Annotated in this window: 19 protein-coding genes; 3 read left to right on the top strand and 16 right to left on the bottom strand. The window is 62.3% G+C overall.

From position 1 onward, the window contains the following. Positions 1 to 14: 14 nt before the first annotated feature. Entirely contained in the window at positions 15 to 1,313 is a 1,299-nt protein-coding gene (locus LB513_RS07620; protein WP_224662847.1) for an adenylosuccinate synthase, read from the bottom strand. 214 nt (positions 1,314 to 1,527) lie between these two features. On the opposite strand from LB513_RS07620, the gene LB513_RS07615 reads away from it, so the two are divergent. Beyond that, positions 1,528 to 2,439 (top strand): DMT family transporter, encoded by a 912-nt coding sequence (locus tag LB513_RS07615; RefSeq protein ID WP_224662846.1) that lies wholly within the window; start codon positions 1,528 to 1,530, stop codon positions 2,437 to 2,439. A 51-nt stretch (positions 2,440 to 2,490) separates the two neighbouring features. Here LB513_RS07615 and serA read toward each other — a convergent pair whose 3' ends face one another. The 5 genes from serA to glmM form a co-directional block, all read right to left on the bottom strand. Further along, the gene (serA, locus tag LB513_RS07610) at positions 2,491 to 4,092 is read right to left on the bottom strand and encodes a phosphoglycerate dehydrogenase (RefSeq protein WP_224662845.1); all 1,602 of its coding nucleotides are present in this window, start codon (positions 4,090 to 4,092) and stop codon (positions 2,491 to 2,493) included. 63 nt (positions 4,093 to 4,155) lie between these two features. Next, a complete protein-coding gene (locus tag LB513_RS07605) occupies positions 4,156 to 5,331 on the bottom strand; it encodes a phosphoserine transaminase (protein WP_224662844.1) in 1,176 nt (391 codons plus the stop codon). A 159-nt stretch (positions 5,332 to 5,490) separates the two neighbouring features. After that, positions 5,491 to 6,255, bottom strand: coding sequence for an outer membrane protein (locus tag LB513_RS07600; protein WP_224662843.1), 765 nt, complete (start codon positions 6,253 to 6,255; stop codon positions 5,491 to 5,493). A gap of 206 nt (positions 6,256 to 6,461) precedes the next feature. Continuing rightward, entirely contained in the window at positions 6,462 to 7,280 is an 819-nt protein-coding gene (locus LB513_RS07595; protein ID WP_224662842.1) for an outer membrane protein, read from the bottom strand. Positions 7,281 to 7,509: 229 nt separating this feature from the next. Beyond that, on the bottom strand, positions 7,510 to 8,862 hold the full coding sequence (gene glmM / locus LB513_RS07590) for a phosphoglucosamine mutase (protein WP_224662841.1): 1,353 nt from the start codon (positions 8,860 to 8,862) through the stop codon (positions 7,510 to 7,512). 360 nt (positions 8,863 to 9,222) lie between these two features. On the opposite strand from glmM, the gene LB513_RS07585 reads away from it, so the two are divergent. Continuing rightward, positions 9,223 to 10,095: a hypothetical protein gene (locus LB513_RS07585; protein WP_224662840.1), complete on the top strand. Its 873-nt coding sequence runs from the start codon at positions 9,223 to 9,225 to the stop codon at positions 10,093 to 10,095. 507 nt (positions 10,096 to 10,602) lie between these two features. On the opposite strand, the gene ftsH is transcribed toward LB513_RS07585, so the two are convergent. The 9 genes from ftsH to ybgC all read right to left on the bottom strand — a co-directional run bounded on the left by ftsH (position 10,603) and on the right by ybgC (position 20,615). Continuing rightward, on the bottom strand, positions 10,603 to 12,528 hold the full coding sequence (ftsH, locus tag LB513_RS07580; RefSeq protein ID WP_224662839.1) for an ATP-dependent zinc metalloprotease FtsH: 1,926 nt from the start codon (positions 12,526 to 12,528) through the stop codon (positions 10,603 to 10,605). Positions 12,529 to 12,632: 104 nt separating this feature from the next. Further along, positions 12,633 to 14,045: a tRNA lysidine(34) synthetase TilS gene (gene tilS, locus LB513_RS07575; protein ID WP_224662838.1), complete on the bottom strand. Its 1,413-nt coding sequence runs from the start codon at positions 14,043 to 14,045 to the stop codon at positions 12,633 to 12,635. Positions 14,046 to 14,088: 43 nt separating this feature from the next. Then, positions 14,089 to 15,162, bottom strand: coding sequence for a tol-pal system protein YbgF (gene ybgF / locus LB513_RS07570; protein ID WP_224662837.1), 1,074 nt, complete (start codon positions 15,160 to 15,162; stop codon positions 14,089 to 14,091). A 225-nt stretch (positions 15,163 to 15,387) separates the two neighbouring features. Further along, complete coding sequence (pal, locus tag LB513_RS07565; protein WP_224662836.1) at positions 15,388 to 15,894, bottom strand: peptidoglycan-associated lipoprotein Pal; 507 nt, start codon at positions 15,892 to 15,894, stop codon at positions 15,388 to 15,390. Positions 15,895 to 16,129: 235 nt separating this feature from the next. After that, a complete protein-coding gene (gene tolB, locus LB513_RS07560) occupies positions 16,130 to 17,434 on the bottom strand; it encodes a Tol-Pal system beta propeller repeat protein TolB (protein WP_224662835.1) in 1,305 nt (434 codons plus the stop codon). A gap of 40 nt (positions 17,435 to 17,474) precedes the next feature. Beyond that, positions 17,475 to 18,626 (bottom strand): energy transducer TonB, encoded by a 1,152-nt coding sequence (locus LB513_RS07555; protein ID WP_224662834.1) that lies wholly within the window; start codon positions 18,624 to 18,626, stop codon positions 17,475 to 17,477. Positions 18,627 to 18,633: 7 nt separating this feature from the next. Then, positions 18,634 to 19,086 (bottom strand): protein TolR, encoded by a 453-nt coding sequence (gene tolR, locus LB513_RS07550; protein WP_224662833.1) that lies wholly within the window; start codon positions 19,084 to 19,086, stop codon positions 18,634 to 18,636. A gap of 11 nt (positions 19,087 to 19,097) precedes the next feature. Then, a complete protein-coding gene (gene tolQ / locus LB513_RS07545) occupies positions 19,098 to 19,808 on the bottom strand; it encodes a protein TolQ (protein WP_224662832.1) in 711 nt (236 codons plus the stop codon). Positions 19,809 to 20,147: 339 nt separating this feature from the next. Then, entirely contained in the window at positions 20,148 to 20,615 is a 468-nt protein-coding gene (gene ybgC, locus LB513_RS07540; RefSeq protein WP_224662831.1) for a tol-pal system-associated acyl-CoA thioesterase, read from the bottom strand. Positions 20,616 to 20,747: 132 nt separating this feature from the next. Between ybgC and LB513_RS07535 the strand changes: the two genes are divergently transcribed. Further along, positions 20,748 to 21,998: a glycoside hydrolase family 5 protein gene (locus LB513_RS07535; protein ID WP_224662900.1), complete on the top strand. Its 1,251-nt coding sequence runs from the start codon at positions 20,748 to 20,750 to the stop codon at positions 21,996 to 21,998. A 16-nt stretch (positions 21,999 to 22,014) separates the two neighbouring features. Here LB513_RS07535 and LB513_RS07530 read toward each other — a convergent pair whose 3' ends face one another. Beyond that, positions 22,015 to 22,914 carry a metallophosphoesterase gene (locus LB513_RS07530; RefSeq protein ID WP_224662830.1) on the bottom strand — a complete coding sequence of 300 codons (900 nt, stop codon included), beginning with the start codon at positions 22,912 to 22,914 and terminating at the stop codon, positions 22,015 to 22,017. Positions 22,915 to 23,027 lie beyond the last annotated feature (113 nt).

Below are 23,027 nucleotides of genomic sequence, written 5' to 3'. Positions count from 1 at the left end.
AAAGGCTTCAGAAACTAGTCTTGAAAAGGATCGGTCACAAGTATCGTGTCATCCCGTTCCGGGCTCGTGGAAAGGAGGGCAACCGGCGCGCCGATCAGCTCCTCGATATACCTGACATATTTGACGGCCTGGGCCGGAAGGTCGTTCCAGCTGCGCGCGCCGGCGGTGGTGCCTTTCCACCCCTCCAGCGTCTCGTAGACCGGTTCGACACGCGCCTGGGCGCCCTGGCTGGCGGGCAGGTAGTCGATCATCTCGCCGTCGAGACGGTAGCCGGTGCAGACCTTGATCTCGTCCAGTCCGTCGAGCACGTCGAGCTTGGTCAGCGCAATGCCCTTGATGCCATTGACGGCGACGGCCTGGCGCACCAGCACCGCGTCGAACCAGCCGCAGCGGCGCTTGCGGCCGGTGACGACGCCGAACTCGTGCCCGCGCGTGCCGAGGAATTCGCCGATCTCGTTCTTCTGCTCGGTGGGGAAAGGGCCTTCGCCGACACGCGTCGTATAGGCCTTGGTGATGCCGAGTACATAGCCGATGGCACCCGGGCCGACCCCGGATCCGGCGGCCGCCTGGCCGGCGACGGTGTTGGATGAGGTGACGAATGGATAGGTGCCATGGTCGATATCCAGCAGGGTGCCTTGCGCACCCTCGAACAGGATGCGCTCGCCGGCCCGGCGCTTGTCGTCGAGGATCTTCCACACCCGATCCATATAGGGCAGGATCTGGTCGGCGACCGAAGTTAGTTCCTGCAGGATCGCGTCATGCGTGACCTCGGCATGGCCAAGCCCGCGACGCAACGCATTGTGGTGCGTCAGCAGCCTGTCGACCTTCAAGGGCAGCGTTTCCAAATCCGCCAAATCCATCACCCGGACCGCGCGACGGCCCACCTTGTCTTCGTAGGCGGGGCCGATGCCGCGGCGGGTCGTGCCAATCTTCGTTCCGGAATTGGAGGCCGCGTCCTCGCGGAATCCATCCAGCTCCCGGTGCAGTGACAGGATAAGCGCTGTGTTTTCGGCTATTTTCAGGCGGTCGGGCGTGACTTCGACGCCTTGAGCCTGAAGCTTCGCCACTTCGGCGACGAAAGCGTGGGGATCGAAGACCACGCCATTGCCGATGACGGACAGTTTGCCCTGCCGCACGACGCCCGACGGCAACAGGGACAGCTTGTAGACCTTGCCGTCAACGACCAGCGTGTGACCGGCATTGTGACCGCCCTGGAAGCGCACCACGACATCGGCACGCTCAGACAGCCAGTCGACGATCTTGCCCTTGCCTTCGTCGCCCCATTGCGAGCCGACGACCACCACATTGGCCATGTTTCTTTTCCCTTGAGACGCCGCCTGGCGGCTGGAAGACTGTTCAAAACGACAGGCCTCTATAACGTCAAGACCACGTCAGCGCGACCTTTCTTTGCCGTCGAAAATACCCCCAGGCACAACAATTTTCGGCTTTGACATCATTTACTTGCGCCGGTCGGGGCAATAGGCCCCGGCTAACAACGCGGTTTGCCGCCGCACCCTGGATCCAGCGATGCGTCGAAATGCCTATCTATTCCTGCTGCTCACCACCTTGCTGTGGGGCGGCAACTCGGTGGCCGGCAAGCTTGCCGTCGATCATGTATCGCCGATGACGCTTGTCTTCTTGCGCTGGGCGCTGGCCGTCCTCATCATGCTGCCGATCGGCTGGCGCACGATAAAGACCGACTGGCCGGTGGTCCGCAGGCACTGGTTTGTCCTGGCAGCCCTTGGCGCCAGCGGCTTCACGCTGTTCAACACGATCTTCTACACGGCGCTGAACTACACGACGGCGATCAACGTCTCCATCGAACAGGCGGCAATGCCGATCCTGATCATGACAGCCAATTTCGTCTTCTTCCGCCTGCGCGTGAACTGGGCCCAGATTGCCGGCGTGGTGCTGACCATCGCCGGGGTCATCCTGACAGCCTGTCACGGCGACCCGCGCCGGCTTCTGACGCTGGAACTCAATTTCGGCGACGCCATCATGCTGGTCGCGGTCGTTTTCTACAGCGGCTATTCGGTCGGTCTGCGGCTGAAACCGTCGATGCATTGGCAGAGCCTGATGCTGTCCCTGTCGGTAGCGGCACTAGTCACCTCGCTGCCGTTTTTCCTGTGGGAGGTCGCTGCCGGCAAGGTGATCGTTCCCGACACGCACGGCTGGGCGGTCATCCTCTATACGGCGATCGGCGCTTCGATCATCTCGCAGATTTCCTATATCAGGGGCAACGAACTGATCGGCGCCAACCGCGCCGGCCTGTTCATCAACCTGGTACCGATCTTCGGCACGTTGCTTTCGGTGATGATCGTCGGCGAGACGTTCCAACTCTACCAGGGGTTGGCGCTTGTGCTGGTGCTGGGGGGTATCGGCCTTGCGGAATATAGCGGGCGCAAGATTGCGAAGTCGTCTTCAGCCGCGACACCCTGACCAGGAAGGCGGGGACTCGGTCCCCGCCTTCCTGGTCGACGCAGTCCAGGCTCACATCGAGCTGATATCGAACTGCAAGCGTTTGGCCGAGTCGATCGACTTGTGCGCCTTGACCTTTTCCAGCACGGTCTCCGGGAACGGCGCGTCGAGATAGAGCAGCGCGATGGCATCGCCTCCCGGCCGGTTTCGGCCGAGCTGGAAGTTGGCGATGTTGACGCCATTCTCGCCGCACACCGTGCCGAGCAGGCCGATGATGCCCGGCGCGTCGGCATTGGTGGTGTAGAGCATGTGCTGGCCGACCTCGGCGTCGAGGTTGATGCCCTTGATCTGGATGAAGCGCGGCTTTCCGTCGGAAAAGCAGGTGCCGGCGATCGAGCGCGTCATATGCTCGGTCTTGACGGTGAGCTTGATGTAGCCGTCGAACACGCCCGATTTGTCGCGCTTGACCTCGGCGACGATGATGCCGCGCTCCTTCACCATGATCGGTGCCGACACCATGTTGACGTCGGCGACCTGTGGCCGGATCAGTCCGGCAAGCGCCGCGCTGATCAGCGCTCGGGTGTTCATGGTCGCGGTCGACCCGTCGAACAGGATCTCGACTTCCTTGATCGGATCCTCGGTGACCTGGCCGACAAAGGCGCCGAGCACCTCGGCGAGCTTGACGAACGGCTTCAGCCGCGGCGCTTCCTCGGCTGTGATCGACGGCATGTTGATGGCGTTGGAGACGGCGCCCTTGATCAAATAATCGGACATCTGCTCGGCCACCTGCAGCGCGACATTCTCCTGCGCCTCCGCCGTGGAGGCGCCAAGATGCGGCGTCGCCACGACATTCTCCATGCCGAACAGCTCGTTCTGTTCGGCTGGCTCGACCTCGAACACATCGACGCCGGCGCCCGCCACCTTGCCGCTTTTCAACCCGGCGACCAGGTCGGCCTCGACGATCAGCCCGCCGCGTGCGCAATTGATGATGCGCACGCCTTTCTTCATCTTCGCGATCGCCGCCGCATCGATGATGTTGCGCGTCTTGTCGGTCAGCGGCGTGTGCAGCGTAATGAAGTCCGCGCGGGCAAAGAGTTCGTCCAATTCCACCTTGTCGACGCCGAGTTCCTCGGCGCGCTTGTCCGACAGGAACGGATCGAAGGCGATGACATGCATCTTCAGACCGACGCCCCGCGTCGCGACGATCGAGCCGATATTGCCGCAGCCTATGACGCCCAGGGTCTTGCCGGTGATCTCGACACCCATGAAGCGGTTCTTCTCCCACTTGCCGGCATGCGTCGAGGCGTTGGCTTCCGGGATCTGGCGGGCGAGCGCGAAGATCATTGCGACAGCGTGTTCGGCCGTCGTGATCGAATTGCCGAACGGCGTGTTCATCACGATGATGCCCTTCCGGCTCGCCGCAGGGATGTCGACATTGTCGACACCGATGCCGGCGCGGCCGATGACCTTGAGTCTGGTCGCCGCGTTGATCAGCTTCTCCGTGACCTTCGTCGCCGAGCGGATGGCGAGCCCATCATACTGGCCGATCACTTCGAGCAGCTTTTCCTTGTCCTTGCCGAGGTCCGGCAGATAGTCGACCTCGACGCCGCGATCCTTGAAGATTTGCACGGCGGTGGGAGAGAGTTTGTCAGAGACGAGAACACGGGGCGCCATGGCGGCCTCCTTGAAATGGAATTGATCAGGGAAATGGGCGGCCCGAAAGCCGCCAGTCTGATCTCAGGCAGCCGCCTTCAGCGACGCCTTCTGCGCGGCGAAGGCCCAGTCCAGCCAGGGCAGCAACGCTTCGAGATCGGAAGTTTCGACTGTCGCACCGCACCAGATGCGCAGGCCGGGCGGTGCGTCGCGATAGGAGCCGATGTCATAGGCGACGCCTTCCTTGTCGAGCGCCGAGACCAGGCCCTTGGCGAAAGCCGCCTGTCCGTCGACGTCCAGCGCGCACACGTCCGGATCGGTGAACGACAGGCAGACCGAAGTGTTCGACCTTGTCTCCTCCTGGACGGCGAGATGACCGAGCCAGGATGACGTGCCGACGAAGCGATCGAGCACCGCGGCATTGGCGTCCGCCCGCGCGATCAGTGTTTCGAGCCCACCGACCGACTTCGCCCAGTTGAGCGCGTCGAGATAGTCCTCGACGCACAGCATCGACGGCGTGTTGATGGTCTCGCCCTTGAAGATGCCTTCGATCAGCTTGCCGCCCGAGGTCAGGCGGAAGATCTTCGGCAGCGGCCAGGCCGGCTTGTAGGTTTCCAGCCGCTCGACCGCCCGCGGCGACAGGATGAGCATGCCATGTGCGCCTTCGCCGCCCAGCACTTTCTGCCAGGAGAAAGTGACGACATCGAGCTTTTCGAAGTCGAGCCTCTGCGCAAAGGCGGCCGAGGTCGCGTCGCAGATGGTCAGGCCCTTGCGGTCCGCCGGGATGAAATCTCCGTCTGGCACGCGCACGCCCGACGTGGTGCCGTTCCAGGTGAAGACGACGTCGCGGTCGAAATCGATCTTGGTCAGGTCGGGCAATTCGCCATAACCGGCCTCGATCTTGCGCATGTCGGCAAGTTTCAATTGCTTGGCCACGTCGGTCACCCAACCCGAGCCGAAGCTCTCCCAGGCGACCATGTCGACCCCGCGCTCGCCGAGCAGCGACCACAGCGCCATCTCGACGGCGCCGGTATCCGACGCCGGCACGATGCCGATGCGGTAATCGGCCGGAACCTTGAGGATTTCGCGCGTCAGCGCGATCGCCTGTTCGAGCTTGGACTTGCCGATCTTGGCGCGATGGGAACGGCCAAGCGCAGCCGCTTTCAGCGCCTCGACCGACCAGCCGGGGCGTTTGGCGCAGGGACCTGAAGAAAAATTGGGATTTGCCGGACGGAGTCCGGGCTTCGTATGAGTCGTCATCGTGGTCTATCCTTCCAGATAGTGGCCCCTCGTTGGGGAGGGGTGGCCCACGGACGGCGATATGCGTTCAGGCTTCAGGCGTCAAGAGCAAAGTTTTTGTCGCTGACGGGACACCCGTTTAGCGTGAACGGGAAGCCCGTCCTGATTGATCCTCGGCGCCTACCAGAGATCGTAGCGCAGACCGAGCTTGACCTGATGATTGCTAATCCCCTTGTGGACGGGGTAGGTGTCCAGGTTTGCGGTGGAGACATATTCGGCGTCGGGCGCCGAAAAATACTGATAGCCGAGATCGACGGAAACGTTTTTCGTGAGCTGGTAGGCAAGGCCTGCGTTCAGCGTATAGGCGAGCGAATATTTGGTCTTCTCGTCGCTCAATACGAAATCGTCGGTCGGGTCATCATTGTTGGTGAAATAGCTCGCCGAAAGGCTGCGCTTGCTCTGGACGACGCCGACACCGGCGCCGACATATGGGGTGATGCCGACATAGGTTCCGAGATCGACATAGCCATTGAGCATGAGCGAGTAGGCATAGTTCTTCAGGGATGCCGATGCCGCTGTCCCCGCCGGCGGGTCCACGATACCTGTGTCGTCATAGCTCATGCCGACCTTGTTGCCAGGCAAATAGCCGAGATTGAGATCGGCACGCAGATAGTCGTTGAAATGGTAGCCGAAGCCGATGCTGGCGAAGACCGGATCTTCCTTCTCGCTGAAACTGGCGGGCGTGAAGGCAAAATTGTCGTCCTTGAAGCTCTTCTGCGCCAGATAGGAGACGTCCCCGCGCAGATACCAGCCCGAGCCGACCTCGACCGGCACATAGTCCGGCGCCTGGTCGACATAGATGGGCGGATCATAATCGGCCGCGTGCACCGGCGTCAGCGGCGCCAGAGCGACTGCGGCAAGCGCCATGCGCATAATGAGTTTCATGTCCCCGACTCCCGGATTTGGTGCCTCCGAAATATCGGAGGCTGCCATCGTTTCTGGGAGCATTGTTAACCATAGTGGTTAAGTGGCGGTTAAGGCTAACAGAGCGTTATCGGATTCATTTCGCAAGGGCATCGTTTGCCCCGGACCCCAACGAAAACCGCCCGGCTTGCGCCGGGCGGTTACCGATTTAGGATATTTCGAACCGGTTACTTGGTGTAGACCGGCTCCGGCTCGGGCGCATAGGCCTGCTGCGGCGGGGCGCAGTCCGACTTGCCGAACTGGTAGCGAAGGCCACCGCGTACCTCATGAGTGTCGAACCCGTGGTCGAAGCCGGGCCCGGCGCTGGTGGCATCAAACTCGAACATGCGGCCGCCCTGAATGTGGCTGTAGCGATAGCCGACGTCGAGCTTGACGCGATCGGTCATGCAGTACGATGCGCCGGCCATCAGAGCATAGGCAAAACGCCAGTTGGACGATCCCGGGTTGAATTCGGTGGTGTTGGGGTCGCTGATGGAGTCCCATTTGACATGCGCGCCGCCAATGCCGGCGCCGACGTAAGGTGTGACGCCATGCCATGTACCGAGATCGGCATAGGCATTTGCCATCAACAGCAGCGCCGAAAAGTGGCCGACTTCCGTCGAGAAGCAGGAGCCGCACGACGTGCTGCCGTTGAATTTGGATTTGAACCAGTAGTCGCCCGTGAAGTCGGCCCGGAAATGGTTGGTGATCTGATAACCGACACCAGCGCCGGCCGAAAACCCGCCCTTGAGCGATCCGGTGTCGAAGCTGCCGGTACCGCCCGCAGGCGTTCCATAAGTTATGTAGTCCGCGCCGCGGAACCTCGACTTGTGATAGTCGATGTCGCCGCGAATGTACCAGCCGCCGACATCGGCCGGCTGTTCATAGACCGGCTCCGGAGGCGCCTGTTCGACCACCGGAGGCTCCACGAAATCGGCTGCGAACGCCGATCCTGCCATGCCGGCGAACAGCGCCGCGCACAAGGCCTTTCTTACTGTATTGAACATGCTTGTCACCCCTGGAAGGTCGGAACGGCGATCGTGTCCGAATGCGATTGTCTTTCAGTCGTGGATAATGAATCCCAAAGGTTAAAAGGCATTTAACCCTGTTGCTTAACCACGAATATTTACAATTAAGACAAGGGAGGGTTCTGAGGGCTGGGCCGGTCGACGCTGACGGCAACAAAAAGCCCGCCGTGAGGCGGGCTTTGAAATTCCAGCCGTGACGCGCGCTTGGTCAGGCGGCGCTGCGGTTCTCCGAAATGACGCCGATAATGTCGTTCACGACAGCTTCGACCAGTGCCGGGTCGTCGCCTTCGGCCATGACGCGGATGAGCGGTTCGGTGCCCGAAGGCCGGATGACCAGACGACCGGCCTTGCCGAGGCGACTGCGGGCGTCTTCGATAGCTGCCTTCACCGGAGCTTCCTCGAGCGGCTTGCCGCCTGAAATGGTGACGTTCTTGAGAAGTTGCGGCACCGGTTCGAACTTCCTCGACAGTTCGCTGACCGGCCGCCCCTGGCGCTTGATGCAGGCCAATACCTGCAACGCCGAGACCAAGCCGTCGCCCGTGGTCGAGAAATCCGACAGCACGATATGGCCGGATTGTTCGCCGCCGACATTGAGCCCATGCGCCCGCATATGCTCGACGACATACCGGTCCCCGACCTTGGTTCGGTGCAATTGCAGCTTCATGTCGCCAAGGAAGCGCTCGAGCCCGAGATTGGACATCACGGTGGAAACGACGCCCCCTCCGGCAAGCCGTCCGCTCTGGTGCCAGGACTCGGCGATCATTGCCATGATCTGGTCGCCGTCGACGATCGCTCCGTTCTCATCGACGATGACGACACGGTCGGCGTCCCCATCGAGCGCGATGCCGATATCGGCGCGCACTTCGTGTACTTTCTTCTGCAGGCCGGCGGGATGGGTAGAGCCGCACTCCTTGTTGATGTTGAAGCCGTTGGGCTCGACATTGATGGCCACCACTTCGGCGCCGAGTTCCCACAGCGCCTCTGGAGCCACCTTATAGGCGGCGCCGTTGGCGCAATCGATGACGATCCTGAGGCCCGAAAGCGACATCGAACGCGGCAGTGTGCGCTTGGCGAATTCGATGTAACGGTCATGCACGCCATCGACGCGCTTGGCGCGCCCTAGCCCGTCGGAATCGGCGAGCGACAGTTCGATATCCTTGTCGAGCATGGCCTCGATGCGCTCCTCGATCTCATCGGAGAGCTTGTAGCCATCGGGGCCGAACAGCTTGATGCCATTGTCGTAGTAGGGATTGTGCGAGGCCGAGATCATCACGCCGATATCGGCGCGCAACGACCGCACCAGCATGGCGACCGCCGGTGTCGGGATCGGTCCGAGCAGGAACACGTCCATGCCGGCGGCGCAGAGCCCGGCAACCATCGCGTTCTCGATCATGTAGCCGGACAGCCGCGTATCCTTGCCCAGCACGACGCGATGACGATGGCTTCCGCGCTGAAAAGAGAGGCCGGCGGCCATGCCCACTCGCATGGCGATTTCCGCAGTCATCGGAAATTTGTTGGCCCGCCCGCGAATGCCGTCCGTGCCGAAATAAGTCCCTGCCATTTCAGTCGAATCCCCTGACGCTTCCCGGGCAACGTCCTGCCACAATCGATGGGCGTACTTTTATCACATTGTGTGATTATATGTTACCAAGTCCTTTGCGTGGATGCACTGCAAAGTATGGGCGTGGCGCCCCGGAATGCGCCTTCGCACCCGGGGAATACGCGCTATGCGAGCAAATTGACGCAGGTGCACCCGGCTGAAAGGCCCGCTTCGCCCCGACATCGCACAATGATTTCATCACCTTATTGAGAGACGGGCACTTTTGCCCAAATTTACGCCACTTGCCATCTGGCGCAACCGACCGTTGAGCGCTATTGATTTGCAGGGACGTATCATGGGCTGCCGCAACGGAGAAACGCTATGCTCATCCACCGACTTGTTACTTTGACCGGCCTTGCCGTGGCGACGTTGTACTTGGCTTCGCCAGCCAGCGCGTTGACGATGGCCGAATGCAGCACGAAGTATAACGCGGCCAAGGACGCGGGCACACTTGCCGGCGCGACCTGGAACCAGTTCCGAAAGGCGCAGTGCGGCACCGACGCAGCCGCCGCGACCGATACCAAGCCGGCAGCCGCCAAGCCCGAGACGGCTAAGCCCGCGGCTTCCAAGGCTGCCGAAACGAAACCGGCTGAAGCGAAGCCTGCCAAAGCCGCGGCCGAGGATACCGCCAAAGGCCTGACGTCCAAGGAATGCAGCGCCAAGTATCAAGCCGCGAAGGCAGCGGGTACGCTGAACGGCATGAAGTGGAACGACTTCCGCAAGGCCGAATGCGCAGCCGGCGCTTCCGCCGCCGCCGAGACCAAGCCCGCTGCCACGAAGGCCGCAACCACGACAGCCGCGGCCGACGCTTCGGGCAAGAGCCTGACCATGGCCGAGTGCAGCACCAAGTATCAATCCGCCAAGACGGCCAATACCCTGAACGGCATGAAGTGGAACGACTTCCGCAAGGCCGAGTGCGGCGCCAGCGCTGCTGAAGACGAGACCGTTCCGGCTCCGAGCGAAGCCAAGTACAAGAGCGAGCCGGCTAAGCCAACGGCTCCGGCACCGCAGGGCGTTACCTTCCCGACTGCCATCTCGCCGAAATTCGCCAGCGAGACCCCGGCCAAGGGCCGCATGCATACCTGCCTCGAACAGTACTACCTCAACAAGGACGCCAACACGCTCGGCGGCCTGAAGTGGATCCAGAAGGGTGGCGGCTTCTACAGCCTGTGCAATGCCAAGCTGAAGAGCTGATCGACACCCGCATCTGAGAAAACAAGGCCCGCGAGCCCCAAGGCTCGCGGGCTTTTTTATCGGCGGTCTCAGACGGGGCTCTCCAGTGCTTTGAGGAGCGCCGCCGTTGGCGACGTTGCCAACTGCGTGACGCCCGGCAGGGGGGCGTGAAGGACCGCAGCTCCCAACGATATCGCAATTCCAGGAGAGGAGCGAAAGCGCCTAGGGCAATTCCAGGAAAAGTGTGAAGCGGGTTTCCGTACGGAATTGCGTAAAGACAAAAGTTAGAGCGCTCTGCCGTTACCATGAAACGGTGAACCGCCCTAACGGCTTTCCTTGAGGAAGCGGTTCGACGGCTCCATAAAGCGATGAACGGCTCCAGAAAAGTCGCCGGGCCAGCGCCCAGCCTGGTCCCGCCGGACATCTTCCCCACGAGGGGGAGATTGGCTGACTTGCGGTTTTCGCCCTCTCAAAACAAGAACGCCGCGGTCAGGCCGCGGCGTTCGCTCAAATCGACTATTCCCAGGCTTAGCTGGTCGGCTGCGGTTCCATTCCGCCTTCAGGCTCGGGGCCCTTCTTGCGCCGTCCGGATTTCGGCACAGCCGAGCCGCGGCTTGGCGGTGAATCGTCGCCCAGGTCGCGCGAAGGCTTGTGGCCGGCGATCAACTGCTTGATCTCCTCGCCGGAAAGCGTCTCATACTCGAGCAAACCCTGCGCGATGGCCTCGAAATCCTTGGCGTGCTTCTTGATCAGATTGCGCGCCGTGGTCTCGCCATCCTCGATCAGCATGCGCACCTCATCGTCGATGATCTTGGCTGTTTCGTCAGACATATGCGTCGACTGCGCCACCGAATGGCCGAGGAAAACCTCCTGCTGGTTCGACTTGTAACGAACACGCCCGAGCTTCTCGCTCATGCCCCATTCCATGACCATGGCGCGGGCAAGGTTGGTTGCCATCTGGATGTCGCCGGAGGCACCGCTCGTCACTTTTGCCGGGCCGAACTTGTAGATTTCGGCTTCCCGCCCGCCAAACAACATGGCCAGCTGAGCCACCGCCTTTTCCCGCGAGAACGACACGCGATCGTTTTCTGGCAGGGTCATCACCATGCCCAGAGCGCGGCCGCGGGGAATGATCGTCGCCTTGTGGATCGGGTCGATGCCGGCGACCTTGACGGCGATCAGCGCATGGCCTGCCTCATGATAGGCCGTGTTCTTCTTCTCATCGTCCGTCATCGCCAATGTACGGCGCTCGGCGCCCATCATGATTTTGTCCTTGGCGTCTTCGAATTCGGCCATGGTGACAAGGCGCTTGTTTCGCCGAGCGGCAAGAAGAGCGCTCTCATTGACAAGGTTGGCAAGGTCGGCGCCGGAGAAGCCAGGCGTCCCTCGGGCAATCACTTTGAGATCGACATTCGGAGCCAAAGGAACGTTGCGCACATGCACCTTGAGGATCTTCTCACGGCCGGCAATGTCCGGATTCGGCACCGTCACCTGACGGTCGAAGCGGCCCGGACGCAGCAAAGCCGGGTCGAGCACGTCCGGACGGTTGGTGGCCGCGATCAGGATGATGCTCTCATTGGATTCGAAGCCGTCCATCTCGACCAGCAGCTGGTTGAGCGTCTGTTCGCGCTCGTCATTGCCGCCGCCAAGGCCTGCCCCACGATGGCGGCCGACCGCGTCGATTTCATCAATGAAGATGATGCAGGGCGCATTCTTCTTGGCCTGGTCAAACATGTCGCGCACGCGGCTGGCGCCGACGCCGACGAACATCTCGACGAAGTCCGAACCGGAAATGGTGAAGAACGGCACATTGGCCTCGCCGGCAACCGAACGCGCGAGCAGCGTCTTGCCGGTTCCGGGAGGACCGACGAGCAGCACGCCGCGCGGGATCTTGCCGCCAAGCCGCTGGAACTTCTGCGGATCGCGCAGGAATTCGACAATCTCTTCTAGGTCTTCCTTGGCCTCGTCGACGCCGGCGACATCCTGGAAAGTGATGCGCCCATGCGCCTCGGTGAGCAGCTTGGCCTTCGACTTGCCGAAGCCCATGGCTCGTCCGGAGCCGGACTGCATCTGCCGCATGAAGAATATCCACACGCCGAGGATGAGGATCATCGGCAGCCACGAAATAAGATAGCCGAACAGCGTGTTGGAGCCGTCGGTCTCGGGCCGCGCATTGATGGTGACGTTCTTGTCCTGCAGCCGCGAAACCAGCGCCGGATCGCCTGGCGAATAGGTCTGGAAGCCGCTGGCATTGTCCGTGTAGGTGCCGCTGATCCGGGCGCCGGCGATGGTCACGGTCTTGACCCGGCCCGCCGCGACGTCCTGCAGGAACTGCGAGTAAGGCACGTCGCTCGATGCCCCGCGTGTCTGCGGCGTCTGGAACAGATTGAACAGCGCAATGAGCAGGACTGCTATGATCGCCCAGAGCGCGAGGTTGCGATAGTTCGGATTCATCAATTGTCCCGTTGGCGTCCGCCAGGCGGACACATCATGAGAGGAAACTTGCGCCTAACATAGGGAGAGCGCCTTGCCTTGCCAAGCAGAACAGCACGTCTGGGTTAAGCTTTCGCGCCCCGTCGCTCGGTACCGTCGCCTCTGAGAGGCGAAGCCGGGAACGGCGCCGCGCCGATCAACCGGCCAACGGCCCGTGCCGGCGCCAGATCGAAGGACGGCAGGAACCGGGCGAAGGGCGCGACGAGCGGCTCCGACACGCCCGGCAATGCAAGGACCTCACTGGCTTTCCACAGAGCAGGCTCCGTCGCCAGGGCGGCACGCGCCAGGCTCGGCGGGATTTCCCCCTCGTCGACGACCAGACGCTTAGCTTCAGCCTGACCCAACGGCGCGATCAACATTGTGCGATGGACGTCGTCCAATGTGATCTGGCGGCGGCCATCCCAGACCATAGTGCCCATGGCCGTGGCGGCTGGCGGCAAGCCGCGCGCCTCGCGGCGCAGGAAGATCCCAGCACGGCGGAAATCGACCACGGTCCGCGACAATGTGGCGCAAAGAAATCCAGTCTTCAGCCGGCCGAAAAGCGCCTCGCCACGGGCCAGATCGGGGAGGAACCCGACCCCGCCGAGCGTGGCCAGCAGGATGCGCAATGCATAGATGGCCGCCGGTTCGTCGCCACAGGTCAGCAAAGCCGGGTCGAGGCGGATGAGCCCGGCGGCGGGCCGGGCGGCGAAGCGGACGATCAAATCCGCCGCGGCGCCACCAAGCCGGCAGCGTGCCGCCGCTTCTCGTTCGGCCAGCGCCAGCGCATCGTTCACAAGCCGTCCGCCGCCCTCCTCGGCAAGAGCCGTTCGCATGCGAGGCCTTTCGAAAGCACTGTCCGTGTTGGTCGGATCCTCCGCCCATCCGATCTGCCGTCGCCGCAGAAAATCGCGCAGCGCCGAACGCCGCGTGCCGAGCAGGGGCCGCACGATCCAGTCGCGGCAGTCGTGGAGGGTAGCCGGCGCCATGCCCGCAAGCCCCCGGCCCGTGATGTCGGCGTGGTCTCGGCCCGTCATATCGACGTGGCCCCGGCCCTCATCGCGTCCTAGGCCTTCCTGGCGTGCCTGTCGCATCAGCACCGTCTCCGCCTGGTCGTCGGCGGTATGTCCGGTCAGGATCAGGCCCATGCCTTCGGCGCGCGCGGCCTGGGCCAATAGCCGGTAGCGCGCTTCGCGTGCGGCCGCGGGCAGGCCTGTCGAGGGCTTGGGCCCAGACCAGGACAGGACCCGGTGGGGGATTGCATATGCGGTGCATAGCATCGCTACCGCCCGCGCTTCCGCCGCCGAGCCGGGCCGCAATCTATGATCGATCGTCACCGCCAGCAATTTCGTTGCCGGTGCGGTTCGATCGAGATGTTCTTTGAGAAGGAGGAGCAGGGCAGTCGAGTCGCTGCCGCCGGATACCGCCACGACAGCGCCGCTGGCAAAGTCGATATGGGAAAAAAGAGAGTGAGAAAGATCAGGCTCGGTGTCGAGCATCAATGCCCGTCGCGCGATCGGACGGCGGCATGCAAGTGTGGGCTCAGCACGCCGCGAGCGCCTTCTCCTGCTTGATGCGCTCCTTGAGCGCGCCGGAAATATCGGGATAGCGCTTGCCGACTTCGCTGAAAGTGGCGCACGCCACGTCATGCTGCTTGAGCCCGACCAGCGAAACGCCGAGCTTCAGCAGCATGTCGGGAGCTTTCTTGGCCTTGGGGTAATCCTTGCTGGCGGCAAGGAAGGTCTCGGCGGCGTCGCGGTATTTCTGCTGGCCAAGCAGCGATTCTCCCAGCCAGTAATGCGCGTCGGCGGCCTTCGCATTCTTCGGGAAGCGGGAGATGTGGTCGCGAAAGCCTTTTTCCGCCGTGCTGTAATCGCCCGACAGGATGAACTGATAGGAGTTGCGATAGAGTTCCTCCGGATCATTGGTGGCGGGCAGAGCCGCCACCACCGTGCCGTCGGACTTGCCGGCCTTGGCCGGGGCCTGCGGGGCCGGAGCGCTGTCCTGGGCCGGCGCGGCCGCCTGGGTGTTGCCGCCTGCATCGATCACGTTGCCGTTCTTGTCGACCGTGATGGTCCCGAACGTCTTTTCCGGCGCTCCGGCGCCGGGGATCAATTTGCCGGGATCGCCAACGGGTGATTCGACGATGACGTCCTCGACCGTCTTCCCCCCGCTGGAGGCTGCATCGGCCGGCGCCTGGCTTGGCGGTGCCGCGGCGACATCGGTATTGGTGTCGGTGGTGGCGTCCGACTTCTTCTGCGGCTGGCCGCCCTGCGTGCCGCCTTCGAGCTGCTGGAAGCGGAACTCGTTGTCTTCCTGCTGCTTGCGGATCTGTTCCTGCATCTGCAGGACCTGGAAATTGAGTTCCTCGATCTTGCCGTTCATCTGCCGCAGTTGCTCTTCCAGGCTGGTGACGGCGGCGCCGTCGGACTGTGCCATCTGAAGCTGGTCCGGCTTCTTCTTCTCACCGAAAATCCCGGGCAACTCCAAACCTGGCAGATGGAAGGAAAACCCGCTCTTTGCCGGGGTGCCCGTCGCCGAACCGCTAGCCAAGGCGGTGACGCCTGATAGGAGCAGCAGCGCAAGGGTGCCGCTCAGAACCGATCTCAAATGCATGTGCCTCTCGCCGTGATTTCGTTTGCCTGTCCACGCCTTCCAATCAAATGCGACCAGCCAAGCGCCCTCGGCTCATAGCAGGAGCCGAGACTTCGGCCAAATTTTGTTTCAAGCGTCCAGACAGGAAAAAGGCGGCCCGAAGGCCGCCTTTCAGGCAGGTGTGTTGCATTTTTGCCGCTGCCGGCCAGCGCGCGGTCTCCGCGCGCCAGTCGGAGGTCGAGAGCCTCAGGAACCAGCGCCGCTCAGCGTGGTGACCGCCCGGCGGTTCTGCGACCAGCAGGAAATGTCGTCGCATACCGCGACAGGCCGTTCCTTGCCGTAGGAAATCGTCTTGAGGCGGCTGGAAGAGACGCCCTTCGAGACGAGGAAGTCGCGGGTGGCGGCGGCGCGACGAGCGCCAAGCGCCAGATTGTATTCGCGCGTGCCGCGCTCATCGGCGTGGCCCTCAACGACGATGGCGTACTGCTTGTACTGGTTGAGCCATTGGGCCTGGCGGGAGAGCGTCGTCTGCGCGTCGGCACGGATCGAGGTCGAGTCGGTGTCGAAGAAGATGCGGTCGCCGATATTGACGGTGAAGTCCTGCGCCGAGCCGGGCGTGGCGGCGCCGGCGCCGTTGAGGCCAAGATCGGCCGCGCTGTTCGGCGTCTTCTTCGAGGCGCAACCTGTGATGGCGAGCATCGCCACCAGCGCGATCATGACCGGGTTTCTGGTAAGTGCTGCGATACGGCCCATGCCGCCTCTCCTTCATATTTTGAGTGATCGTATTCGAGTGATTTCGTTGATCACCCAGTAACCACGTTTGGGTTAACCTGCATTCAACAAACACGGTTAATATTTGGTTATTCACCTTGAAACCAAGGCCACATTTGGCGCGGACCCTAGGCGGAAATACGGCCAAAACGCGACCGCGGCATGGAAAAGGGGCCGAAACGGCCCCTTTTAAGTCGGTGTGGCAATTCAGCCGAAACTACTCCAGCAACGGCGACCAAGCAGGGTCGGAAGCAAAGTTCGAAGTCGGGATCGGCTGTTCGTTGCGGCCAGTCAGATCGACGGATACCAGCTTGGGGCCGCCTGCCGAATCGCGGAAGAACATCAGCACGCGACCATTGGGCGCCCAGGTCGGCCCCTCCTGCTGGAAGCCGGAGGACAGGATCCGTTCACCCGACCCATCGGTCTTCATGACGCCGATCTGGAATTCGCCGCCGCTCTGTTTGGTGAAGGCGATAAGGTCGCCGCGTGGCGACCAGACCGGAGTCGAATAGACGCCGTCGCCGAAGGAAATGCGGGTCTGGCCCGAGCCGTCGGCGCCCATGACATAGATCTGCGCGCGGCCGCCCCGGTCGGAGGTGAACACTACCTTGCTGCCGTCTGGCGAGTACGAGGGCGAAGTGTCGATGGCGGTCGAGTTGGTCAAGCGCGTCGTCGAGCGGCTTCTGAGGTCCATGGCGAAGATGTTGGAATTACCGTCGTCACGCAGCAGGCTCATGATCACCTTCTGGCCGTCCGGCGAGAAGCGCGGGGCAAATGTCATGCCGGGGAAATTGCCCACAAGTTCGCGCTGGCCGGTCTCGATCTGCAGCAGGTAGACCCGCGGCTGACCGCTTTCATAGGACATATAGGTGATTTCCTGCCGGTTCGGTGAGAAGCGCGGCGTCAGCACGATCGACTTTCCGTCGGAGAGATAGCGCACATTGGCGCCGTCCTGGTCCATGATTGCGAGGCGCTTCTTGCGGGCATTCTTGGCGCCGGATTCATCGATGAAGACGACGCGCGTGTCGAAATAGCCCTTCTCGCCGGTTATCCGTTCATAGATGGCGTCGGCGATGATGTGCGCGACGCGGCGCTGATTGGCGTCGTTGGCGAAGAACTGCTCGCCGGCCATCTGCTGACCGGCAAAGGTATCCCAAAGCCGGTATTGAGCACGAATGCGGCCATCCGCTTCCTTGCCGACGCTTCCGGTCACCAACGCCTGCGCGTTGATCACCTTCCAGTCGTCGAAGCGAGGCTGCGCATCCGGATTGGCGATCTTCTCGATGAAGGCGCCCTTGTCGATCGGCGCGAACAGGCCAGACCGTTTCAGATCGGCTGTGACGATTGCCGATATCTGCGCGCCAAGCGCGCCCTGAAAATCCGTGATGGCTATCGGCAGCGGCTCAATGTTGCCTCCGGTAACCTTGAGCTCAACTTTGGCCAGAGCTGGAACAGCAGAACCTGCCGTTATGCCCAGCGTCACCGCTAAAAGCACCAGGAGCGGATTGAGGAAAGATCTCATGTGTTCTCGCTTTTCTTCTTCGACTGTTCCAGCTCTCGGCCTAGAGGCCAAGCATCTCTCTTGGATCGAAAGTGACCTCGACATCATTCCAGATGTCATGCTTGCCGGCAGGGACTTGCAGACCCGCCATGTCGCATTTCTGGACGGCGCGTACGGCGCTTTCGTCGAACTGGCGATTGCCGCTCGACGTCGCCACGGTCGGGCGACCGTCAAGCTTGCCGGAAACATTTAGATTGAACTGAATCACAACCACAAAATTTTCCGCACCTTCCAGGCCCGCTGGGATGGACCAGCAACCCTTCAGCTGATCCTCCAAAGCGCCTTGCTCGGACTTCGACAGCTTCTGTCCCTGATCCTTTTCGCCGCCGAGCGACGCCTGCTGGGTCGACCGCTTGGCGCCGCCCCCTGATGGCTTCTGCTTGTTGAGAAGCGCCGAAATCTCGCCCTCATTAAATTGCTTTTCGTCCGACTTCGGCTTCGACGACGCCTCCTTGACTGGCTTGTCGGCATCTTTGCGGTCCGGCGCCTTGGCGCTTTCCGCCTGGGCCGGCTTCGGCCGTGCCTCGGGCGCGGGCGCCGAATTCGGCAGTTGCGTCTCTTCGGGCGGTGGCGGCTGGTCGATGGCCTCGGCGATCGCGTCAGGCTTGACCTCGGGCTTCGGTTCGATTGCGGCGGTCTTGTCCTGCGGCGGCGTCGGCGTCGGCACCTTTGCCGGAGTCGGCTTAGGGTCAACCTGCTTGACCGGCTCGGGCTTGACCTCTTCCTTGGGCGTGGGCACCGGCGCCACTTCCGTCGCCGGCGTTGGCTTCGGCTCTGCCTTCGGCTTGGGTGAGTCTTCGGACTTGGGTTTCTCGGTTGGGGTCGGCGCCGGCGGGGCTGCCGCCGACTTCTCGACCGGCTTGGGCTTTGCTTGGGGCGTGACCGGCTTGTCGGTGTCGACGCTGTTTTCCCCTACCTTCTGCGCATCCGGCACAACGTCAGGGCGCTGAGTCGGCAATGGCGCGGGTTTTTCGTGCATCACCGCTTTTTTGTCGCCTTGCAGCGTCTGCGCAACGTCCTCCATCGGAACGATATCGACGGCGACCGACTCGACATCGGCAGATGGCAGGGGGGCCGGCGCCGACAGCGTCAATAGGCCGAAGGCCAGCGCTACCGTGTGCAGGATCACCGATGTGGTGAGGCCGGTCTTCATCTCGCGTCTATTGACCCTGTTGTGGCAGCGAAAGCAGGGCGATGTTCTTGTAACCCGCACTTGTGATAAGGCCCATGACCACCATGGCGTCCCCGTAATTGGTGGTCTTGTCGCCTCGAATGAGGATGCGCTCTTCATAGCCGGTCTTTGAAATCGCCTGCAGCTTGGCGACCAGTTCGTCCTCGGGAATCTCAGTCTCCTGCAGGAAGATCTTGCCTGTTCCGTCGATCGTAATGGCGATCGGCTGCGTATCGGCGTTCAGCGCGCTGGCCTTGGTCTCGGGCAGATCGACCGGCACGCCCACCGTCAGCATCGGTGCGGCGACCATGAAGATGATCAAGAGCACCAGCATCACGTCGACCATAGGCGTGACGTTGATTTCCGACATCAGCCCATGATGACGGCCGCGCCGCCTGTGGCCGCGCCCGCCGCGCCCGCCCATGCCTACGGACATACCCATCTCGTTGCTCCTTAGGCCTTCGGCGCGACTTTTTCATCGATTTGGCGCGAGAGTATGGCGGAGAACTCGTCGGAGAACCCTTCCATGCGAACCGCGATCTTGCTCGCGTCGGAGGACAGCTTGTTGTAGGCGATGACCGCCGGGATGGCGGCGAGCAGGCCGATGGCCGTTGCCAGCAGCGCCTCCGCGATGCCGGGCGCCACAACCGCGAGGCTCGTGTTCTTCGAACCGGCAATTGCCTGGAACGAGGTCATGATGCCGATGACGGTGCCGAACAGGCCGATGAACGGCGCGGCGGCACCCGTGGTGGCGAGGAAGCCGAGGCGTCCCTCCAGCTTTTCCATCTCGCGGGTCAGCGCCAGATCCATCGCCTTGTCGATGCGGGTCTGCAGTCCAAGCGGCGTCTTTGCGCCCTTCTCGAAGCTCTTCTTCCATTCGCGCATCGCGGCAACGAAGATCGCGCCCATGCCTGATGTCTTGCGGTCGGCGAGCGTCCGATAGAGCTCTTCCAGCGACTGCCCGGACCAGAACACCTGTTCGAACCGGTTGAGCGCCAGCCGCATGCGGGCATAGGTCACCAGCTTGTCGACAATGATCGCCCAGGTCCAAACCGAGGCGCAGAGCAGCCCGATCATGACCAGCTTGACCACCCAGCTGGCCTGCATGAACAGCGACCAAATCGACAATTGCGCGCCCGGTTCGGCGAGTGCGATAGTTTCCATCGTGACGTCCTTAAGATTTTCCGGGCAAAGCTGGCGGCTGGCCCCTGGCATCCCTGTGGTCGGTTCGCGCGTAGCAACCATAACAACCCCAACCGTGCCGTTAGCGGCCTTTTCGGGGCAAATATTGGTGAAAGGAAGGCGTGCGACTCCGCCAATCTTCACCGAACTCTTCATGAACTGTTATGGTTAAGGATGGGTTAGTGAGTTCGGCGCGGCGCATTGCCGCGCCCGCTCCTACAATGCCGCCATCCAACGCGACGCCCCGGGTGGGTGAGCGCGTATACGTGGGCATTGGGAGCGCAGCGAGCTGCGGCGTGCGTGCCCGGCAACACCGGAATGTCAGAGCAGCTTGGGCATGAAAGCCGCCACCCATTCCTTGGGAAACCGCCTTGGCCGGCCGTTCTCGCCGATGATCGCGGCCTCGACCTTGGCCTCGACCAGCACCTCTTCGCCGCGCTTGAGCTGCTGCGCCATGAAGATGCGGGCGCCCGAAATTTCCTCGGTCCGTGTGTCGATGGTCAGAATGTCGTCGATACGGGCGGAGCCGCGGAAGTCGATCTCCATGCGGCGCACCACCCAGACTATTCTCTCGCCATGCTTGCCGCCGGCGAGTTCCGTGTGGTGCACGCCTGTCAACCTGAGATAGTCTGAGCGGCCGCGCTCGAAGAACTCGAGATAGCGAGCATGGTAGACGACGCCGGAGAAGTCGGTGTCGGCGTAGTAGACCCGCGCCATCAGCCTATGCCCAAAGGCGGTTACAGCGCCGGAAAGCCCCGCCATCAAAGCCGATTCACCATGATCGCCCATTGCGCTTCCTTTTTCAGTCCCGTCGAGGCACCTCTAGCCGACCGCGCTCCAGGCAATTGTCTCGTGCAAGTCGTTGTTTTGAAACCGCTGCACGCCTGTGGGCGACACACACTGGCTTGGCGCATGAACCCGATGGCACTGTTGACGGCGATGATCAAGACCTTGGCGGCCGCACTGTTGGGGTTGGCGGCTTTGGGAACGCCCGGCCAGGCGGCGACCTTTTCGATGAAGCGCGGCCTCAATCTCGACCAATGGGTCACGTGGCCCGGCGAGGATCGATGGGGTGACGCCAAGGCCATCCTGCCCTATCCGGAATGGCGCAAGTTCCTCAGGGATACCGACCTCAAGGCACTAAAGGATGCCGGCTTCGATTTCCTGCGCATGCCGGTGGACCCCTCGCCCTTTCTGTCAGACAAGACCATGGACCTGCGCGACGACCTCTACGCCAGCGTGCTGGACTCCGTGCGCATGATCAATCGGGCCGGGCTGAAGGTGATCGTCGACATGCACCTGATCCCGGCCGGCGGCAGTCGCAAGATCGGCGTGGCGCAGGTGATGGACGACCCGCGAACCTTCGACCTCTATGTCGAGGCTGTGCGCAGGATGGGCCGGACGCTGGCCGGCGAGGACCCGCTAAAGGTCGCCTTCGAATTGATGAACGAACCGATCGTCGACTGCGACAGCGACGGCACCAGCCTCTGGCCGGACCGTCAGCGCAAATTGTTCGCCGCCGCACGCTCCTCCGCCACGAAACTGACTCTGATCTTGACCGGCGCCTGCTATTCCGCGGCATCGTCGCTCGCAAAGATCGATGCCAAGGCGATCCCGGATGACAATATTATCTGGACCTTCCACTCCTACGATCCGTTCCTGCTCACCCATCAGGGCGCCACATGGGCAGGCGATTTTATTCCCTATGTTACGGGACTGCCTTACCCGCTGACCGCCGTTCCAAAGGCGCAACTCGACATGACGCTCGACAGAATCCGCGCCAGGATCAGGGCCGAGGCGCCGCAGGCCCGGCAGGGCGGCTTGCTCGCCTATCTCGACGAACAGGTCGCCAGCATGGACAGCCCCGACAAACTGCTGGGACTAATGGATGCGCCCTTCATTAAGGTCGAGGCGTGGGCGAAGGCCAATGGCGTCAGGCCGGAAAACATCACGCTTGGCGAGTTCGGCATGATCCGCCAGGAATATGGCAATGCCTATGTCGTGCCTCCCCGGTACCGGGCCGCCTATGTCAGGGACATGATCGCGCGTGCCGAGGCGTACGGCTTCTCCTGGTCGGCGTGGAGCTATGGCGGCGCCTTTGGGATCGTCGATGCCTTCGGCGGCGACAAGGCCGAGCCCGAAGTGATGGACGTGATCAGGTCGCTGCATTGAGCCGGGACATAGTGCATTATCCCAGATCTATAGACAGGATCTCTGGACGCATCCCGAAACGGACCGGCAATATGCTGAAGCCGAGCCCGCCCGAGACGATCAGATTGCGGCCGTTTTCGACGACATGGCCATAGGCGTAGCGATTCCCGAAACGTGACGGAACGACCGGTGAATAGCCGAACAGCCGCACCTGCCCGCCATGGGTGTGGCCGAACAGAGTGAGCGAAACCCGCCATGGCACGGTGGGGAAAATGTCTGGCTCGTGGGCGAGCAGGATGATCGGCGAGCGGTGGTCGCTGATCTTGGCCAGCGTGCCCTTAAGGTCATCCAGTCCTTTGAACCTAGTACGGCCCCAGCTCGGCCGCAACGCCAGTTGGTCGGCAAGCCCGGCGACCCAGAAGCCATGCCCGTCTTTTTCCAGGCGCACGACGTCGTTTTCCAGGACCGGAATGCCCGCTGCCTCCAGTGCCCTGCGTGCGATCGTCGGTCCGGCTCCAGCCGCCTGTGCACTCAGATCCTCCCACCAGTCATGATTGCCGAGGATCGCGACGGTGCCCAGCGGTGCCTTGAGACCTGACAGGGCCGGAGCCCATTCGGAGGCATTCACCCAGTCCCTCACCAGACGTGTGCCAGCCGCATAGTCGCCGAGCAGGACGATCAGGTCCGGCTCCAGGGCGTTAGCCTGATTTACCAGTGATCGGATCCGCTCCGGCGTCATCCACGGCCGGCAGGCATGGATATCGGCGAGCGCGACGATGCGCAGCTTCAAGCCATCGGGCCAATGCGGCGGCGTCAGCGCATAGCGCTTCACATGCGTCAACAGCATCGGCTCGATGCCGACAGCATAGGTGCCGAAAGCGGCCGCGGCCAGGAGGGACCCGCCGACAAGGCGCAGGAATGCGCGTCTGGTTATCATAGCATGGCTCCGACACCTGGATCGCGGCGGCATGCCCCGAAGCGGTGCCTTCGATAAAACCCATAATTGCGCCGGCAGCCCGGCTAAGTTTAGGAGATCTTGCGCAGGTTCTC

The sequence above is a fragment of the Mesorhizobium sp. ES1-1 genome (assembly GCF_020164785.1).
Lineage (GTDB): Bacteria > Pseudomonadota > Alphaproteobacteria > Rhizobiales > Rhizobiaceae > Mesorhizobium.
Note: the sequence above shows the minus strand (reverse complement) of the source record. Positions and strands in the feature narration are given on the sequence as shown.

Coding starts and splice junctions, on each gene's coding strand:
- ftsH (WP_224662839.1), bottom strand. CDS start 12,528: ATGAATCCGAACTATCGCAACCTCGCGCTCTGGGCGATCATAGCAGTC.
- glmM (WP_224662841.1), bottom strand. CDS start 8,862: ATGGCAGGGACTTATTTCGGCACGGACGGCATTCGCGGGCGGGCCAAC.
- tilS (WP_224662838.1), bottom strand. CDS start 14,045: ATGCTCGACACCGAGCCTGATCTTTCTCACTCTCTTTTTTCCCATATC.
- LB513_RS07620 (WP_224662847.1), bottom strand. CDS start 1,313: ATGGCCAATGTGGTGGTCGTCGGCTCGCAATGGGGCGACGAAGGCAAG.
- LB513_RS07530 (WP_224662830.1), bottom strand. CDS start 22,914: ATGATAACCAGACGCGCATTCCTGCGCCTTGTCGGCGGGTCCCTCCTG.
- LB513_RS07605 (WP_224662844.1), bottom strand. CDS start 5,331: ATGACGACTCATACGAAGCCCGGACTCCGTCCGGCAAATCCCAATTTT.
- serA (WP_224662845.1), bottom strand. CDS start 4,092: ATGGCGCCCCGTGTTCTCGTCTCTGACAAACTCTCTCCCACCGCCGTG.
- tolB (WP_224662835.1), bottom strand. CDS start 17,434: ATGAGATCTTTCCTCAATCCGCTCCTGGTGCTTTTAGCGGTGACGCTG.
- ybgF (WP_224662837.1), bottom strand. CDS start 15,162: ATGCATTTGAGATCGGTTCTGAGCGGCACCCTTGCGCTGCTGCTCCTA.
- LB513_RS07615 (WP_224662846.1), top strand. CDS start 1,528: ATGCGTCGAAATGCCTATCTATTCCTGCTGCTCACCACCTTGCTGTGG.
- tolQ (WP_224662832.1), bottom strand. CDS start 19,808: ATGGAAACTATCGCACTCGCCGAACCGGGCGCGCAATTGTCGATTTGG.
- tolR (WP_224662833.1), bottom strand. CDS start 19,086: ATGGGTATGTCCGTAGGCATGGGCGGGCGCGGCGGGCGCGGCCACAGG.
- pal (WP_224662836.1), bottom strand. CDS start 15,894: ATGGGCCGTATCGCAGCACTTACCAGAAACCCGGTCATGATCGCGCTG.
- LB513_RS07600 (WP_224662843.1), bottom strand. CDS start 6,255: ATGAAACTCATTATGCGCATGGCGCTTGCCGCAGTCGCTCTGGCGCCG.
- ybgC (WP_224662831.1), bottom strand. CDS start 20,615: ATGGGCGATCATGGTGAATCGGCTTTGATGGCGGGGCTTTCCGGCGCT.
- LB513_RS07555 (WP_224662834.1), bottom strand. CDS start 18,626: ATGAAGACCGGCCTCACCACATCGGTGATCCTGCACACGGTAGCGCTG.
- LB513_RS07595 (WP_224662842.1), bottom strand. CDS start 7,280: ATGTTCAATACAGTAAGAAAGGCCTTGTGCGCGGCGCTGTTCGCCGGC.
- LB513_RS07585 (WP_224662840.1), top strand. CDS start 9,223: ATGCTCATCCACCGACTTGTTACTTTGACCGGCCTTGCCGTGGCGACG.
- LB513_RS07535 (WP_224662900.1), top strand. CDS start 20,748: ATGGCACTGTTGACGGCGATGATCAAGACCTTGGCGGCCGCACTGTTG.